Annotated in this window: 19 protein-coding genes; 5 read left to right on the top strand and 14 right to left on the bottom strand. The window is 71.6% G+C overall.

Features of this window, described 5'->3' with window-relative positions; all coding sequences use genetic code 11:
- Nucleotides 1–27: 27 nt before the first annotated feature.
- Nucleotides 28–1,248 (top strand): acetyl-CoA C-acetyltransferase, encoded by a 1,221-nt coding sequence (locus IG74_RS0109170; RefSeq protein WP_030672567.1) that lies wholly within the window; start codon nucleotides 28–30, stop codon nucleotides 1,246–1,248.
- A 269-nt stretch (nucleotides 1,249–1,517) separates the two neighbouring features.
- Entirely contained in the window at nucleotides 1,518–2,330 is an 813-nt protein-coding gene (locus tag IG74_RS0109165) for a hypothetical protein (RefSeq protein WP_420709870.1), read from the top strand.
- 36 nt (nucleotides 2,331–2,366) lie between these two features.
- On the opposite strand, the gene IG74_RS0109160 is transcribed toward IG74_RS0109165, so the two are convergent.
- Nucleotides 2,367–2,678, bottom strand: coding sequence for a hypothetical protein (locus IG74_RS0109160; RefSeq protein ID WP_078868676.1), 312 nt, complete (start codon nucleotides 2,676–2,678; stop codon nucleotides 2,367–2,369).
- A 101-nt stretch (nucleotides 2,679–2,779) separates the two neighbouring features.
- Between IG74_RS0109160 and IG74_RS0109155 the strand changes: the two genes are divergently transcribed.
- The gene (locus IG74_RS0109155; protein ID WP_030672559.1) at nucleotides 2,780–3,010 is read left to right on the top strand and encodes a DUF4287 domain-containing protein; all 231 of its coding nucleotides are present in this window, start codon (nucleotides 2,780–2,782) and stop codon (nucleotides 3,008–3,010) included.
- 166 nt (nucleotides 3,011–3,176) lie between these two features.
- Here the strand turns inward: IG74_RS0109155 and IG74_RS0109150 are convergent, their stop codons facing one another.
- Together IG74_RS0109150 and IG74_RS0109145 are read right to left on the bottom strand one after the other, a co-directional pair.
- Entirely contained in the window at nucleotides 3,177–4,091 is a 915-nt protein-coding gene (locus tag IG74_RS0109150; RefSeq protein WP_030672555.1) for a Bax inhibitor-1/YccA family membrane protein, read from the bottom strand.
- Between the two features lie 204 nt (nucleotides 4,092–4,295).
- Nucleotides 4,296–5,480 carry a 4-hydroxybenzoate 3-monooxygenase gene (locus tag IG74_RS0109145; protein ID WP_030672552.1) on the bottom strand — a complete coding sequence of 395 codons (1,185 nt, stop codon included), beginning with the start codon at nucleotides 5,478–5,480 and terminating at the stop codon, nucleotides 4,296–4,298.
- Nucleotides 5,481–5,683: 203 nt separating this feature from the next.
- Between IG74_RS0109145 and IG74_RS52020 the strand changes: the two genes are divergently transcribed.
- Complete coding sequence (locus tag IG74_RS52020; protein WP_051854725.1) at nucleotides 5,684–5,914, top strand: VOC family protein; 231 nt, start codon at nucleotides 5,684–5,686, stop codon at nucleotides 5,912–5,914.
- A 690-nt stretch (nucleotides 5,915–6,604) separates the two neighbouring features.
- Here the strand turns inward: IG74_RS52020 and IG74_RS0109135 are convergent.
- The 4 genes from IG74_RS0109135 to IG74_RS45715 form a co-directional block, all read right to left on the bottom strand.
- Nucleotides 6,605–7,099 (bottom strand): DUF6415 family natural product biosynthesis protein, encoded by a 495-nt coding sequence (locus IG74_RS0109135; RefSeq protein WP_158857554.1) that lies wholly within the window; start codon nucleotides 7,097–7,099, stop codon nucleotides 6,605–6,607.
- Nucleotides 7,092–7,604 carry a hypothetical protein gene (locus IG74_RS0109130; RefSeq protein ID WP_051854724.1) on the bottom strand — a complete coding sequence of 171 codons (513 nt, stop codon included), beginning with the start codon at nucleotides 7,602–7,604 and terminating at the stop codon, nucleotides 7,092–7,094. The genes IG74_RS0109135 and IG74_RS0109130 overlap by 8 nt, the downstream gene beginning before the upstream one ends.
- Entirely contained in the window at nucleotides 7,601–7,951 is a 351-nt protein-coding gene (locus IG74_RS52015) for a hypothetical protein (protein WP_158857552.1), read from the bottom strand. The genes IG74_RS0109130 and IG74_RS52015 overlap by 4 nt, the downstream gene beginning before the upstream one ends.
- Nucleotides 7,952–8,295: 344 nt before the next feature.
- Nucleotides 8,296–9,540 (bottom strand): helix-turn-helix domain-containing protein, encoded by a 1,245-nt coding sequence (locus tag IG74_RS45715; protein WP_030672540.1) that lies wholly within the window; start codon nucleotides 9,538–9,540, stop codon nucleotides 8,296–8,298.
- A 135-nt stretch (nucleotides 9,541–9,675) separates the two neighbouring features.
- Here IG74_RS45715 and IG74_RS52010 point away from each other — a divergent pair, with 135 nt between their 5' ends.
- Nucleotides 9,676–9,849, top strand: a complete 174-nt coding sequence (locus IG74_RS52010) for a hypothetical protein (protein ID WP_158857550.1) — start codon at nucleotides 9,676–9,678, stop codon at nucleotides 9,847–9,849.
- Nucleotides 9,850–9,999: 150 nt separating this feature from the next.
- Here the strand turns inward: IG74_RS52010 and IG74_RS0109110 are convergent, their stop codons facing one another.
- The 7 genes from IG74_RS0109110 to IG74_RS54185 form a co-directional block, all read right to left on the bottom strand.
- The gene (locus IG74_RS0109110) at nucleotides 10,000–10,407 is read right to left on the bottom strand and encodes a hypothetical protein (protein WP_063761225.1); all 408 of its coding nucleotides are present in this window, start codon (nucleotides 10,405–10,407) and stop codon (nucleotides 10,000–10,002) included.
- A gap of 10 nt (nucleotides 10,408–10,417) precedes the next feature.
- Nucleotides 10,418–11,350, bottom strand: a complete 933-nt coding sequence (locus IG74_RS45710; RefSeq protein ID WP_051854723.1) for a LysM peptidoglycan-binding domain-containing protein — start codon at nucleotides 11,348–11,350, stop codon at nucleotides 10,418–10,420.
- Between the two features lie 3 nt (nucleotides 11,351–11,353).
- Nucleotides 11,354–11,629 (bottom strand): hypothetical protein, encoded by a 276-nt coding sequence (locus tag IG74_RS0109100; RefSeq protein WP_030672532.1) that lies wholly within the window; start codon nucleotides 11,627–11,629, stop codon nucleotides 11,354–11,356.
- Nucleotides 11,630–11,655: 26 nt separating this feature from the next.
- On the bottom strand, nucleotides 11,656–12,165 hold the full coding sequence (locus IG74_RS0109095; protein WP_030672529.1) for a hypothetical protein: 510 nt from the start codon (nucleotides 12,163–12,165) through the stop codon (nucleotides 11,656–11,658).
- 85 nt (nucleotides 12,166–12,250) lie between these two features.
- Complete coding sequence (locus IG74_RS0109090; RefSeq protein WP_158857547.1) at nucleotides 12,251–12,547, bottom strand: hypothetical protein; 297 nt, start codon at nucleotides 12,545–12,547, stop codon at nucleotides 12,251–12,253.
- Between the two features lie 11 nt (nucleotides 12,548–12,558).
- On the bottom strand, nucleotides 12,559–13,539 hold the full coding sequence (locus IG74_RS0109085) for a hypothetical protein (protein ID WP_158857545.1): 981 nt from the start codon (nucleotides 13,537–13,539) through the stop codon (nucleotides 12,559–12,561).
- Nucleotides 13,540–13,759: 220 nt separating this feature from the next.
- A complete protein-coding gene (locus IG74_RS54185; protein ID WP_030672521.1) occupies nucleotides 13,760–14,479 on the bottom strand; it encodes a hypothetical protein in 720 nt (239 codons plus the stop codon).
- Between the last annotated feature and the right edge of the window lie 65 nt (nucleotides 14,480–14,544).

Below are 14,544 nucleotides of genomic sequence, written 5' to 3'. Positions count from 1 at the left end.
CCTGCCCGTTACCCCTGGAGCCCCCTGATGCCCGAAGCAGTGATCGTCTCCGCCGCCCGCTCCCCCATCGGCCGTGCCTTCAAGGGGTCGCTCAAGGAGCTCCGCCCCGACGACCTGACCGCCACGATCATCCAGGCCGCCCTCGCCAAGGTCCCCGCGCTCGACCCCCGGGACATCGACGACCTGATGCTGGGCTGCGGTCTGCCCGGCGGCGAGCAGGGCCACAACCTCGGCCGGATCGTGGCCGTGCAGATGGGCATGGACCACCTGCCGGGCTGCACCATCACCCGTTACTGTTCCTCGTCCCTTCAGACGTCCCGCATGGCGCTGCACGCCATCAAGGCGGGCGAGGGCGACGTCTTCGTCTCGGCCGGTGTCGAGATGGTGTCGCGGTCCGTGAAGGGCACGTCCGACGGCCTGCCCGACACCCACAACCCCCTCTTCGCCGACGCCGAGGCCCGCACCGCCGAGCGCGCCCAGCAGACGGGCACCGACTGGCACGACCCCCGCGAGGACGGCCTGGTCCCGGACGCGTACATCGCGATGGGCCAGACCGCCGAGAACCTCGCCCGGCTCAAGGGCGTCACCCGCCAGGACATGGACGAGTTCGGCGTACGGTCCCAGAACCTCGCCGAGGAAGCCCTCAAGAACGGCTTCTGGGAGCGCGAGATCACCCCCGTGACGCTCCCCGACGGCACGGTCGTCGCCAAGGACGACGGCCCGCGCGCGGGCGTCACCCTGGAGGGCGTGGCGGGCCTCAAGCCGGTCTTCCGCCCGGACGGGCTCGTCACGGCGGGCAACTGCTGCCCCCTGAACGACGGCGCCGCGGCCCTCGTGATCATGTCCGACACCAAGGCCCGCGAGCTCGGCCTGACCCCGCTGGCCCGGATCGTGTCGACCGGCGTCTCCGCGCTCTCCCCCGAGATCATGGGCCTGGGCCCGGTCGAGGCCAGCAAGCAGGCCCTCCAGCGGGCCGGCCTCGGCATCGGCGACATCGACCTGGTCGAGATCAACGAGGCCTTCGCCGCCCAGGTCATCCCCTCCTACCGCGACCTGGGCATCGACCTCGACAAGCTGAACGTCAACGGCGGCGCGATCGCCGTCGGCCACCCCTTCGGCATGACCGGCGCCCGCATCACCGGCACGCTGATCAACAGCCTCCAGTTCCACGACAAGCAGTTCGGCCTGGAGACCATGTGCGTCGGCGGCGGCCAGGGCATGGCCATGGTGATCGAGCGCCTCAGCTGACGCGCGGAACCCGCGCGGCGGCCCTGCCGTCTCACCAGTCGGGAAACGGCCGCACCTCCGCCCCCTCCACACATTCGTGACCCAATCTCCCCCAGGATGTGACCAATCTCCTGGGGGAGATGCATGTGCCCAGGTCAGCGCGGATCGGCCGATAAACACCGGGCCGAAAGTCCTGTCCAATTCGTGACGTAATGCACTGACAGCGGGATGGTGCAGGCTTCAAGCTGATGTAGTAAGTCGGGGGTCGACTTGAAACCGGGAGTACGTCAGTGAGCGCCATGAGTCTTGCCTTGCTGCTCTCCGCAGCCGCTGCCACGGCCGTGGGTGCCGCGTCCCTGCACACCGTGCGGGGCCTGCGACAGCAGATCACCGACCTGCGCACCGAGCTCGCCGAGAGCCACGCGACGGCCGGCGGCCGCGCCACGGTGCCGGCCGCCCGCACGACGGTGGACACCGACGAGATACGCGCCGCGGTGGCCGACGCCCTCGCCGAGGAGCGGGAGCGGGAGCTGGCCGAGGCGCGCGCGTTCTGGGCCGCGCAGGAGGCCCGTGACATCGCGGACGCCCCCTCGCTGCTCGGCGGCCTTCCGGAGAGCATCGCGGACGAGCTGTTCCTGCCGCGCCAGGCCGATCTGGCGGGTCTGGAATCGGACAGTCTCGAACCGGTCGTCGAGCCCTTCGCGGACCCCGACGAGTTCGCGGGCGACTCCGCCGAGCTGGCCGCGGCCCGCCGCCGCCACCCCTCGCACCCCGACTTCGTGCCGGTGCAGTCCCCCGCGTACACCGACCACGAGCGCACGGTGGCCTGCCTTGAGGAGCTCGCCGACGCCCGCACCGCCCTCGCCGACGTCCGCCCGGGACCGCTCGGCACCCTCGACGTGTACGTCTTCGCGGACGGCACGACGCTGTGCATGACCCCCGGCCACCGCGAGACCGCGGAGCTGCTCGCCGCGGCCCTGCGCGACGGCCGGGCCCCGGTGCTGCTCGGCGGCTCCGGCGTCTCGGGCGCGTACGCACTGACGTTCGCGTGCGGTACGGAGAACGTCTACATCCTGGCGGACCGCGTCATCGCCTCGGTCTGAGGAGCGGTCCGAGCCCCGCCGAACGCCCGGCCGCGGTCACACCCCGGCCCGCGTCAGCGCCTCCTCCACCAGACGTACCGCCTCCGTCAGCTCCCCCTCGTCCCGCAGGACGACCGCCAAGTCACGGCCGGCCACGGTGATTTGGTCGGCGGCCGCGAACATCCCGGCGTCGGGCATCAGCCGGGGCTCGGCCTCCGGCGACTCGTTGAGCTGGGAGCGCACCGCCAGCTCACGGGCGAGTGCCAGGGCTTCCGCGGCCGCGCCGCGCTGCAGGCGGGACTGGGGCGCGGCCCGCAGCCGGTCGGCGAACCGGTCCACGGCGGCGATCAAAGGCGTCGTATCGAGCACACCGCGACCCTATGCGCCGAGCCGGGACTGTTGCCAATGTCCGAACGCTCAGGCACGGTGGCGTGAAGGACGGACCACATCGAACGCGTCCGGAGGCGCCGATGTCCCAAGTCTTCTCCGAGGAGACCCACCGGAATCTGCTCGCTCGCATCCCCCACTGCACCGGTCGTGAAGTCTCCGACTGGCTGCGTACCGTCGACGAGGGCCCTTCCCTCTTCCGATTCGAGGAGAAGGTCAGCTGGCTCCGCGGCGAGCACAATCTGGCCTACGGCCACGCCAAGGCGATCATCCACGAATACGACCTCAGGCGCGCCGCGCGCAAACTGGGCTGACCGGCACCCGCAGTTCCCCGAGAGAACCCCCGAGCAGTTCCCCCCGAGTTCCCCCGATTCCGATCCCCACCACGACACGACGAAGGGCCCGCGGACCGTGATCCGCGGGCCCTTCGGCCGCTGTGGCGCCGACTGGCCGGTGGGGTCACCGGCCGGTCGGCGATGCTCAGTCGTTCCCCTGCAGGATCGCGATCAGGCGCAGGAACTCCAGGTAGATCCAGACCAGCGTCATCGTGAGGCCGAAGGCGGCGAGCCAGGCCTCCTCGCGCGGGGCGCCGTACGCGATGCCGTCCTCGACCTGCTTGAAGTCCAGGGCCAGGAAGCACGCGCCGAGCAGCACGCCGATGATGCCGAACATGATGCCGAGGCCGCCGCTGCGGAAGCCGAGGCCGTCACCGCCGCCGAAGACGGAGAACAGCAGGTTCACCGCCATCAGGAGCACGAAGCCGAGGGCCGCGGCCATCACGAAGCCGTAGAAGCGGCGGTTGACGCGGATCCAGCCCGCCTTGTACGCCACCAGGACGGCGAGGAAGACGGCCATCGTGCCGAGCACGGCCTGCATGGCCGCGCCGCTCGCGATGCGGTTGTCGACGACGCTGGAGACGACGCCGAGGAAGACGCCTTCCAGGGCGGCGTACGCCAGGATCAGCGGCGGGGACGCCTTGCGCTTGAAGGCCTGGACGAAGCCCAGGACCATCGCCACGAGGCCGGCGCCGATCGCGATGCCGTACGACTTGCTGATGTTCGCGTCGTCGACGGGCAGCAGCGCCCAGGCGAGCGCGGCCGTGACGACGAGGACGCCGAGCGTGGTGGCCGTGCGCATGACGACGTCGTCCATCGTCATGCGGCCGGTGGTCACCGGGGCCTGCGGCGGGGCGCCCTGGAGGTCCTGCTGGCCGTACGGGTTCGCGGCGTACGGGTTGGTGGGGGCCTGCTGGCCCGCGTACGGGTTGCCCGGGGCGTACGGGTTGCCCTGGGTCGCGACTGCGGGGCCCCCGGCCTGCGGCTGCGCGTTGAAGCCCGCATAGCCGTTGTCGCGGCTGAACCCCCGTCGCGAGAAGACCGGGTTGCTGCTCCTCATCTCACTCCTCCATGGCCACCGTGCGTGGCTTTGGTTCAAGAGTAATGCGTAGGCAAAAGGAAGTGCCTAGTGCTTGGGGAGGATCTTTCCCGCCAGGTGGCGGGGGATCCCTGTCTGGTCCCTACTCTTCGCCCGGAGAACGCTCGGGACCGGGCGCGCTGTTCCCGGCCCGCCCGCGGTCCCCCCATCGGGTGGTGTCGCAGGTCACAGTACGCCGTCCAGGGGATGCCCCGTATAGGCCTCGGCGAGGTCCGCGCGGGCCGGCCGGGAGGTGGCGACGCGGTCGAGCTGGGCGAGCTGGACGCGGTCGTCGAAGGGGGTGGCGTCCGGGTGCCGGTGCAGCAGGGAGGTCAGCGCGTTCGAGAACCGCTCGGCCTGCCAGACGCGGCGCAGACAGGTCGCGGAGTACGCGTCGAGGAGCGCGGGGTCGCCGGTGCGCTCGTGCGCGACCAGGGCGCGGGCGAGGGTGGCGACGTCGCCGACGGCCAGGTTGAGGCCCTTGGCGCCGGTGGGCGGCACGATGTGCGCGGCGTCCCCGGCGAGGAAGAGCCGCCCGTGGCGCATCGGCTCGTGCACGTAGGAGCGCATGGGCGTGACGGACTTCGCGGTGAGGGGCCCGCGGGTGAGCCGCGGGCCGTCGTCGGTCTCGCAGCGGCGCTCCAGCTCGTCCCAGACCTCCGTGTCGCTCCAGGCGGCGGGGTCGGTGTCCGCGGGCACCTGGAGGTAGAGCCGGGAGACCGTGGGCGAGCGGTGGCTGAGGAGCGCGAAGCCGCGGTCGTGGCGGGCGTAGACCAGCTCGTCGTGCGACGGCGGCGCGTCGGCGAGGACGCCGAGCCAGCCGTAGGGGTAGGCGCGCTCGTACGTCCGCGAGACCGCGGCCGGTACGGCGGCGCGGGCCACGCCCCAGAAGCCGTCGCACCCGGCGACGTACGCGCACTCCAGGGTCCGCTCGCGGCCCTCGTGGCGGTAGCGGACGCGCGGCCGGTCGGTGTCCGCGCCCTCCACGGCGAGGGCCTCGGCGCCGAAGAGCAGCGGGCCGCCGTCCCGGAGCCGGAGGGCGATGAGGTCCTTGCACACCTCGGTCTGCGCGTACACCATCACGGAGCGGCCGCCGGTCAGGGACGGGAAGTCGACGCGGTGCCTGCGGCGGTCGAAGCGCAGCTCGATGCCGTCGTGCCGCAGGCCCTCGCGGTCCATGCGCTCCCCCGCGCCCGCCGCGCGCAGGACCTCGGCGGTGCCGTGCTCCAGGATTCCGGCTCGCTGGCGGCCCTCCACGTAGGCCCGGTCGCGGGCCTCGACGACGACCGACTCGATGCCCGCGCCGTGCAGCAGCCGGGCGAGCACCAGGCCCGCGGGGCCCGCCCCGATGATCCCCACCTGCGTCCGCATCCGGGGAGTCTCCGGCCGCCTCCGGCGGGGTGTCAACGGTGCCCTCGTGGGTGGCGCCCCTTCCCGAACCGGGGCTCCGCCCCAGACCCCGCTCCGCAAACGCCGGAGAGGCTGAAAATCCAGCCCGTCCGGCGTTTGAGGAGGAGGCGGCGGCGAAGGCTTTCCACGGCTCGGTGTTCTCCTGGCAGACGAATGGCGTTCAGATGAGTCCGGAGCTGACGTACACCGTCCTGACCCCGGCGGGCGGTTCCGAGGAGAACAGCCACGGCGGGCTTATGCAGCTGCCGCGGGAGAATCCGGACGCGGGCTCGACGCCGGAGCGGCATCCGCACTTCGAAGTGGCCGACGTCGACGCCTCGCTCGCGCGGGCCGCGGAGGCCGGGGCCACGGTGGTCGTCCCGGCGGCCGACGCCGAGGCATCGGCCGGTTCGTGATGTTCCCCGACCCGGCGGGAGCGCCGTTCGGGGTGATCAAGAGTGCGGTGCCCGACGGGAGTTGACGACTTGTCAGTAGGGGTGCCGTAGGGGTTCCTGACCTGCGGGTACTCCCTGAAGATCGCGCCCTGTCGAGGGTGGCGGAGGTGCCCGGAACCGGACTTGAACCGTAGCGGTTCCGCAGGTCAGAGCGCTGACCAGGCAAGATCTCCCCGCCTCAGCCCGCCTCAGCCCGTCTCAGCCCCGTCGACCCCGGGCTGGTGCTCCCACGGGAGCACGCGGGAGCAGCAGCCGCATGCCGGCACTGCCACCTGCGGTTCCGGGCATCTGAACACCGAAGCGGCCCCGGCCGCTCACCGCAGGCGCAGCGTGGCTGAAACGTATCGCCGCACCGTCGGGCTGCCCCGCCCAGCAGGGGGCGCGTCCGCCGCCCACAACCGCTCGGCGCGCGTCGGGCGGCATGCGGAAGGGCCCGGCTAGTCCAGGCCGGGCCCTTCCTGCGGCTCCTACCCCGGCCTTGCGGAGCAAGGATTGGAGCCGCGTCGCCGCTTCCGAGTTACGGGAGGAAAGCGGCGAGTCTCTCACCATATGTGGCTGAATCCGTGCGGGGCTCCGGCAAACCGCCGCGGCTGACCGGAGCCCCTCTGCCCCTCCAGGGTCACCACACCCGTCTCGCCCTGGAGGGGAGCCTTAGAGGCCGGGCGCGCAGCCTGCGTGAAGCAGGCCGCCGCTCTGGCTGGAGGTGCCGGGCTCGCGGGCTATCCAGCGCTCGCCGAGCCTTATGGGCTGCGCGCACTCCCGGCAGAGGCGGCAGCGCCCCGCAGCCACGGCCTCGTCCAGGCCCCACGGCTCGACGAGCCGCCCGGGCCGCTCGCGCAGGGTCAGCAGCGACCGGCACACCTCGGCCGCGTCCTCGACGTACCAGGGAGCGACGTCGGGCTCGTACAGGCTCTGCACCGCTACGACGCTCGCGCGGGCGACGACGAGCACCGCAACCTTCCGCGTCTCGCCGGTCATCCGCACGGCCAGGTCCTCGACCTCAGGGAGCAGCGTCGACATGTACGTCGTCAGGCGCCCCTGGAGCGCCTTCACCTCGGAGTCCGGGAGGCCGCGGGCCCACAGGGTCAGGCCCGTGTAGCAGTCCGCCTTGACCTTGCCGGTGTCCATCACTGCCGCGCTACTCACCGGTGACCTCCCTCGTCGGCAGCCGACAGCGGCCGCGGGCGACGAGCTGGTCCAGGCCGGTCACGGAGCACAGGCCCCGGCTCCGGTCGACCGGCACGCACCAGTAGCTGTGGACTCCCTCCGGCTGCACCCGGTCCACGCGGGGCACGCCGAGGAAGGTGTCGCCCCCGAGCAACTCGACGAACTGACGGCCCACACGCCACTCGGGGCGCGGCGCCGTCGACGGGGGGACGAGGGCGTAGTAGCGGGGTGGGTAGAGGTCCATGAACACAGGGCCGCGCAGGGCGCCGCACAGGTACGCGGCGGCCTGGGCCAGGTCCTTGCTCCCTACGGCAGCCTCCACCAGGGCGCCCGCCATGCGCACGGCCGCGAACTCCTGCCCGCAGCGCAGCAGGGCGATCCCGCCCCTGTGCCATTCCAGCATGGCCCTGTCGGCCTCTGGCGCGCTCCGCAACAGCCAGGTCTCCGCCGACTGCGCGTTGGCCCCGGCCGCCGCCCCGATCACCGGACCGCTCCCACTCTCTCCGTCCCGTCGAGCCAGGTACGCATGCCCGTGAGCACCGCGCCGACACGCTCGCCGTCGACGAAGTCGCGCGGCTCCCCCGTCGCCTCGTCCCAGGGCGGCGTGTCCCAGTAGGTGCCGTGGCTGGGCGGGAGAGCCAGCCAGCCCCGCGCGCCTGCGGTCACGTGGACGGCCGGATGAGTCTTGGCCATGGCGCCTGTTCCCTGCCGGACGAGGAACGTCGCGGTCTCGTGCGTCATCACGCACGGCACCGGCGCTGAAGACTCCAGATGCACCATCACGTACGTGCCGGCATAGCGCTCCACGGTCACAGCGTCGAAGTCGGCCATAGGGACGATCAGCGACGGCGCCGGTGCCTTTTCGAGGTGCTCGTCGAGCTCGTGCTCCGTCAGGTACTGGGGCCCTCCGGGCCCGGGATGAGCCCCCGGGCGCTCGCACGTCGGGTCGTTGCAGGTGCACCCCTGGCGGGGGCGGTAGCGATGCCCTAAGGCGACAGGCCAGCCCAGCCCCATGTAGGCGCGGGCCCAGGCTCCAGGGTCGTTGTTCATCGGCTGCACGGCACGACTCCCGAGGTGATCACTCAGATACGGAACGTGACACCTGAAGCCTTGTGCATGCGCGGGGGCGCGCCCCCTACAAAAAGTAGGGGGCGTTGTTCCCACGGGAGTTACCCTCAGGACACTAGTTCCATATCCCTGATCAGTGAGGACAGGGCCGTCGCCTGCGAGGGCACTCCGACCCGGGCCAGGTCCGACACGAGGGCCCGCGCCATGGCGTGCGCGAACACGTAGTACGGGGCGTCACCGGCCGCCTTCCTCAGCTGCACGACCGCCGCCGGGCTCCGGCCCATGAAGTGCAGCGCCCGCGCCCGGTCGATCATGTAGTGCGTCCGGCGCTCGCGGCTCGGCAGGTCGTCGAGGACGACGCCGCGCACCCGCTGGAGGCCCTCCTCGGGCTCCTCGACCTCGACGCCCACCTCGGTCGCGTGGACCAGGACGTTGCCCCGGGAGAAGACGGTGTGCAGCTCTAGGTCGCACCACTCCGAGCCCAGTCGGTCAGCGTCGATCAGTGCCTCGTCGATGCGCTCCCACGCGCCCGCCTGCTGACCGCCCCGCGCGTGAGCGACCGCGCAGCGCAGGTGCAAGGCCCCGCGCAGGCTCACTGCCGCCTTCAGCGCCCCGGCGCCCACCGTGTAGGACTCCAGGTCCCTCAGCGCCGCATCGGCCACGGCGACCGTCTCCCGTGTCGACGCCTGGTGCAGAAGCGCACCGCAGCGGTCCCATGCCACAGCCGCCTGGAGCACCGGGTCCTGAAGCTGTGCCGCCGCGCCCGCGGCCACCTCCGCCGCGCTCCACGCGAGGTCGGGGTATCCGAGCTGGTTCAGGCACATCCGGGCCGTACGGCCCGCGTCCGCAATGAGCCGCAGCGCCTGCTCGCGCGCACGGCCGTCGGCAGTGAGCAGGGCCGTGTTCAGGTCCTCCACGACCGGCGCGAGCAGCTGCGCGACCCGCGGCAGGTTCGCGGCCTGCCGCGCGATGTTCGCCTTCTTCAACGTGGCGCCTGCCGCTGCCAGGTCGACCGGCATCCCCTGGGCGGTGAGGCCGGGATGTCCGGAGAGGATCAGCCCGGCGCGCCTGAGTCCTGTGCGCAGGGCCGGGATGTACGCGTGGCCCACCGCCCCCTTGTCTCCGGCCAGCCGGTAAGGCATCCCCAAGAGCCATACGACGTCGACGTCGCATTCGTGGGCGATGGCTGTGATCACTGAGAAACGCTCCAGCGGCCGACGGCCGCTCTCCACGTGTGCGAGCCAGCACTCTGTCCGGCCCAGGAGGCCCGCGAGTTCCGCTTGAGTCAGGCCCGCGGCATTCCGCGCGATACGTACGCGCGTTCCAATGTGTTCGTCGCTGCTGAGGGGCATACTGGTCTCCTCGTTCTGACCTCGACAATTCAGAACGGTACTCCGACAGTGCCCCTACCGCTCCCGGGAGTTGTAGGGGCACTGGCCTGTAATCGGCCGGGCGGGCTGTCAGTGCCTCCGCATACGGTGGTGGGCATGTCCCCCCGCTCCGGGCCCGGCGGCCAGATGCCGCCCGCCCTCGACGACATCAACACGGCGATCCGCCGCCTCATGGAGCAACCAGTCAGTGACCAGCGCGCGGAGGAGTACAGGCGCCTGCTCTGGCTGTGGGTGAAGACGTCACGCGGCGAGATCGTCAAGGCTGCCTGAAACGCGAGCGTCCCGCTCTCCGGGGATGAGGGAGAGCGGGACGCGACCCCGAGTTATGCACCAGCAATGGACACGGCAGACGATACCGGACACGCCGCCGCTGACCTGGGAACTAAGGCTCACGCGAGGCCACTTGGCCCGCACCGTCGCTCAGGGCGCGCCGGTCGGCGGCCCTGAAGGCGGGCAGTTCCCATCGGCGTCCGGGAAGAGCTGAGCCAGCCGCGCGAGGCGGCAGTTCGCCAGGTCGACGGCATCACGCAAGGAGTCACCGTCGTTGGGGTGGAGTTCGTGCTCCATGCCCTGCACCCTCCCGTGGAGGTCACTCATCTGCGCCTCGATACCCGCCACGCGCTCCATCACCCCGGGCCTGGCCGGGACGCCGGGCCGGGCGGGCTCTCCGCACCAGTCGTCGATGAGGTGGTCGACGCGGCCAGCGAACCGCATGCCGGCACGCACCAGCCGCCACGCTCCCGCGCCCAGTCCGAGGAGCAGCGACAGTGCCCCACCCCAGATCAGCACTTGGTCCAGGCCGTGAATGCCCGTCGGCTCGGGGATCATTGATCTCCCATCAGGTGAGGAGGAGCTGCCAGGTGACCGGCCCCGGAATGCCGTCCGGGTTGCCGCGCAGCGCAGCGTGCGAGCGCTGGAAGTCCGCGACGTTGCGGCGCGTGAACTCGGAGAACACCGGGCCACGCTGGTAGCCGTTGCCGTCGTGGTGCCGGGTGAAGCCCTTCTCGATCAGACCCTCGTCCAGCGTCAGGACCGCCGGATGCGCCCGGCCGAGGAGGAACGCACCGCTCCCGGGAAACGGCACCGCCACCCGGTCAGGGGTGCGGGGCAGGTGCAGGATCTGCCCCGGATAGATCGTGTACGGGGGACGCAGCCCGTTCACGGCGGCCAGGTCACGCCAGTCGACGTCGAGGCGCCGGGCGACCGCCGCCAGGGTGTCGTGCAGCCGCACCGCGTACGCGCCCGGAGGCACCGGCCGCGGCCGCGCCACCTCCGGACGCCCCGCCCCGCGCTCGATCCACGCGTACAGCGCATCGCCCGGGCACTCGGTGGCGTAGCCGTCGCGGTGGCCACCCACCCAGTCCCCCGCGTCGCCGCTGCGGCGCAGCCACTCGACGGCGTCGACCAGGCCGTTGAGCATCGGGTCCGTGGGCACCGTCATGCCCTCACTGCCCAGCAGCGCACAGACCGCGTAGTCCGTGGTGTTGAGGACGGCGCTCCCGTTCGCGCCGGGCCGCTTGTGCGTGCCGCGCCCCTCGAACACCGCGCCGTGCTCGCAGACCAGCGCGGTGTACGCGATATCGACGTACCCCTCCGCCACGTTGGCCAGGTGCGAGGCGCGGATGGAGCGCACGACGTCATCGCACAGCGGGTGCGCCCGGCTCGTGTACTCCGTCCCCAGGTAGTGGACCTTCACCCCGCGGGCCTTCGCCAGGTACGCGGCCGGGGACGCCGCCGGGGCGCCCCACTCCTCACGCTCGACGAACCTCATGGCCTAGTCGTCAATCCAGTGCCACGTGCCGCCCTCCCGGGGCTCATCGGAGAAGTGGCATCCGCCCGCAGCGAGCGGGTGGAAGAACTGGCCAGTCGGGTTCAGCACGCACAGGCCGAGGTGGAACGGGTCGTCCTCGTCCACCTCGGTGACGATCGCGGCCCGGCACGCGGGCGTGAAGGCCTGCGTACCGTCCTCGCGCACGGGCGTCCCGTGGCTGACGTAGTGGACAGTGAAGCCCACACGCGGGGTCAGGTCCTTGGAATCGCACGAGCTCATGGAGTACCTCCAGACGGGTAGAGCGGTCAGGCGGCCGGGTGGATCGCGAGCTTGAACTCGGCGAGCGTGAGGGCCAGCGGGATCGGCGCGTTGTGCGCGACGCGCAGCGCCAGGGGCACGCCCGGATGCACGAAGATCCCGTGCGTCTTGCTCCAGTACTGCCCGCCCGGACTCGGCGCCCGGTGGTCGGTCGCCGTGGTGTCGGGAGGAGCGAACAGCCCCAGGGGGTCACGTACGAACTGGTCCCGGTACTCGGTCGCCGTGGCCGCCGGGCTCCCCCACTGAATCAGGGCGTGCAGGGTGCCCCACCCTGACCGGGTCGGCCAGATCAGGCCCGACCGGTCGTCGTCATCCCATCCGTCGTCATTGATCACGAAGGCGTCGGGCTGGATGGACTGGTGCATGGCGTGCGCGTCGTACGACTCGTCATCGCTGAAGGGGAAGCGGACGATGTGATACCCGCCGGGCTCGATCTCCTGCGGGATGTCCCGCTTGAGGGAGCACACCAGCACACCAGGATGGATGCAGCCGCACATGGTCAAGGCCCCTCCCCTGGGGGAAGTTCGTCAGCCCGGCCCACAACCAGCGGCGTGGCGAGTGAGTGTACGTCCCCCGGGCCGATCAGCCATCGCCCTCTCCGTCCGCCCCTGCGTAGCCGGTCAGGCGCCGCGCGGTGCCCTCCGGAATGCCGGCGGCCCGCAGCGCCTCGTAGTCGCCGCGGGCCCGCTCCTCGTCCTGGGCAGTGAGCGCGGCGGCGTGCTCCCTGCGCGCAGCCTCCACCTCCTTCAGCGCCCCCTTGTACTCCTTAGCCGTCAGCCGGGCCGCGCCCTCGGGGAGTTCAGGCAGGGCGCCGTCTGAGGCGGTCTGTTCAACCAGTACGCCGTCGGCGCGCCGGTAGTACACCGTTGCTGATTCCACGATCGGGCCCCTTACAGGACGAAGACGAACGCGCGGAGGAAGGACTGGATGCGGTTGTAGGTAGCGCCACCGCTGCCGCGGCCCATGGTGATGGAGAGGACGAAGTTGAGGTTGCCGCCTGCTGGAATGGTCTGGTTGATCACCTTGGTGCCCTGGATATGGACGTCGAGGGCTGCCGTGGCGCCCTTGTTGAAGACGAACGACATCTCGTCCGTCGTGATGCCAAGGGCGGCACTGCTGTTGCCTGAGGGAAGGTCGAAGTCCGCGTCCACCTCCGCCTCGAGCATCACGAAGGCGTCGCGGCAGGAGTCGGGGTTCAGGATGTTCAGGGTGTGGGTCGCAACCTCGGTGTCCTGCGCTGCGGGGACCGCCAGGTTGGCGGGGTTGAGGATCTGCTGGTTCTGCTGGAATGCGGCGACCGGCCGGGGCTCGCCGCGCAGTACCCCGGTGCTGTCGCAGTAGACCTGTCCGGCCTCGGCGTCCAGGTTGCAGGGGTAGGGCCAGGTGCCGACGGCGGCCGTGAGCGGGTTGCCCGCCGAGCCGTTGCCGGTGAGGCCGCAGTCCACGCTCACCGTCGCTGCCCCGGTTGGCACGTAGAGGCCGCTGTCTCCGCCGAAGATGATGTTGTTCCCAGCGTCCGTCGACAGTCGCGCCGAGAACACGCCTGTGGACGCGTCGTATTCGGCGCCGTCGCCCGCGCTGAAGCACTGCCGGACGGTAGGGCAGTCGGTTTCGACGTACAGTCCGCCGTCGGCGCCGAACTCCATCAGGTTCCCGGCGTCCCCGGACAGGCGGGCAGTCACGACACCGGTGCCGGAGTTGTACGAGGCGCCGTCCCCGGCGGAGATACAGGGGCGGACCACGGAACAGTCGGGGTCCCCGGCGGAGATCACATACGGGTTCGCGATGGTTCCGCTGCCATCGACGGTGACGTTCTCTCCGGCCTCGATGGAGCAGTTGCAACTGCCCCCGCCGCATCCGCACCTGGCCACGGCGTCCTCCCCTTGATGGGTGGATCGCCCGGCCCAGAACCAGCGGCAGCGCCCCGAGTCTACGCCGGACACCCCCGCCGCCCGCCGTCCGGACAGCCAGCCGATGCCGTCCGGACGACGCCGCGCCCGCGTCCGGATGGCGCCGAGGGTAGCCCTGTGGCCAGGCTGGACAGCGTCCGGACACGGGCGCGGACAGCGTGTCCGGACGCAGCTGCGGGGGTCAGCCGTGGAGCTCCACGATCACGATGCCGTTCCCGCCGTCGCCGCCGTCGTACGACCCGCCATAGGACAGGGCGCCGCCCGCGCCGCCCCCGTAGCCGCGCGAGGACGTCCCCGCCCCCTCCTGGGAGCGCGCGACACCGCCGTGCCCAAGGTGGCTCTGTCCGCCGATCCCTGACAGGCCGTTGGACGAGCTCAGGCGTACGCCGCCGCCCCCGGCGCCGCCGCCCATCGCCCAGTCACCTGTACCGGCGAGCGGACCCGCAGGGCCCTGCACAGCGTCCGCGACCGTGCCCGAGGACTGCGCTGCTGTCCCGCCCGCACCCCCGTTCGCCGTCACCAGACCGCCGAAGGACGACGAGCCCCCGGCGCTGCCCGCGTTGTTGCCCGTCCCGCCCGCCCCGCCCGCGCCCACGACGACGGACTCCGACGCCCCGAGCGTCGAGGCCAGGATCAGCCGCTCCGAGTAGCCGCCCCCCGCGCCACCGGGACGCACGATCGTTTCGTTGGCCGCGGCGTTCGCACCCGCCGAGCCGCCCCCTGCGCCCTGCACACGGACGAAGACCCGCGCGAGCCACGGATAGTCGGCCTTCTCGAAGGCGAAGGTGCCCGCCTCCTTGAACTCCAGGATCTCGCGGAGGCCCATCGTGCCCGGCACAAGGCAGAGTCGGCCGTCATTGTCGACCGTGAAGTAGTCACTGCACACACAGACATCGGCCACCCTGGCTCACCCTTCATGAGGCAGCGGCAGCCCGGCCCACAACCAGCGGCTTCCAGAAACAGTAC

Origin of the sequence: Streptomyces sp. NRRL B-1347, assembly GCF_000720325.1 — a bacterium.
In the GTDB taxonomy this organism is placed as follows: Bacteria; Actinomycetota; Actinomycetes; order Streptomycetales; family Streptomycetaceae; genus Streptomyces.
This window is presented reverse-complemented; position numbering and strand designations above follow the sequence as displayed.

Excerpts from the sequence above, each read along its gene's own strand:
- IG74_RS0109170 (WP_030672567.1), top strand. The coding sequence starts at position 28 with ATGCCCGAAGCAGTGATCGTCTCCGCCGCCCGCTCCCCCATCGGCCGT.
- IG74_RS0109155 (WP_030672559.1), top strand. The coding sequence starts at position 2,780 with ATGTCCCAAGTCTTCTCCGAGGAGACCCACCGGAATCTGCTCGCTCGC.
- IG74_RS0109150 (WP_030672555.1), bottom strand. The coding sequence starts at position 4,091 with ATGAGGAGCAGCAACCCGGTCTTCTCGCGACGGGGGTTCAGCCGCGAC.
- IG74_RS0109145 (WP_030672552.1), bottom strand. The coding sequence starts at position 5,480 with ATGCGGACGCAGGTGGGGATCATCGGGGCGGGCCCCGCGGGCCTGGTG.
- IG74_RS52020 (WP_051854725.1), top strand. The coding sequence starts at position 5,684 with ATGAGTCCGGAGCTGACGTACACCGTCCTGACCCCGGCGGGCGGTTCC.
- IG74_RS52015 (WP_158857552.1), bottom strand. The coding sequence starts at position 7,951 with ATGGCCGACTTCGACGCTGTGACCGTGGAGCGCTATGCCGGCACGTAC.
- IG74_RS45715 (WP_030672540.1), bottom strand. The coding sequence starts at position 9,540 with ATGCCCCTCAGCAGCGACGAACACATTGGAACGCGCGTACGTATCGCG.
- IG74_RS52010 (WP_158857550.1), top strand. The coding sequence starts at position 9,676 with ATGTCCCCCCGCTCCGGGCCCGGCGGCCAGATGCCGCCCGCCCTCGAC.
- IG74_RS0109110 (WP_063761225.1), bottom strand. The coding sequence starts at position 10,407 with ATGATCCCCGAGCCGACGGGCATTCACGGCCTGGACCAAGTGCTGATC.
- IG74_RS45710 (WP_051854723.1), bottom strand. The coding sequence starts at position 11,350 with ATGAGGTTCGTCGAGCGTGAGGAGTGGGGCGCCCCGGCGGCGTCCCCG.
- IG74_RS0109100 (WP_030672532.1), bottom strand. The coding sequence starts at position 11,629 with ATGAGCTCGTGCGATTCCAAGGACCTGACCCCGCGTGTGGGCTTCACT.
- IG74_RS0109095 (WP_030672529.1), bottom strand. The coding sequence starts at position 12,165 with ATGTGCGGCTGCATCCATCCTGGTGTGCTGGTGTGCTCCCTCAAGCGG.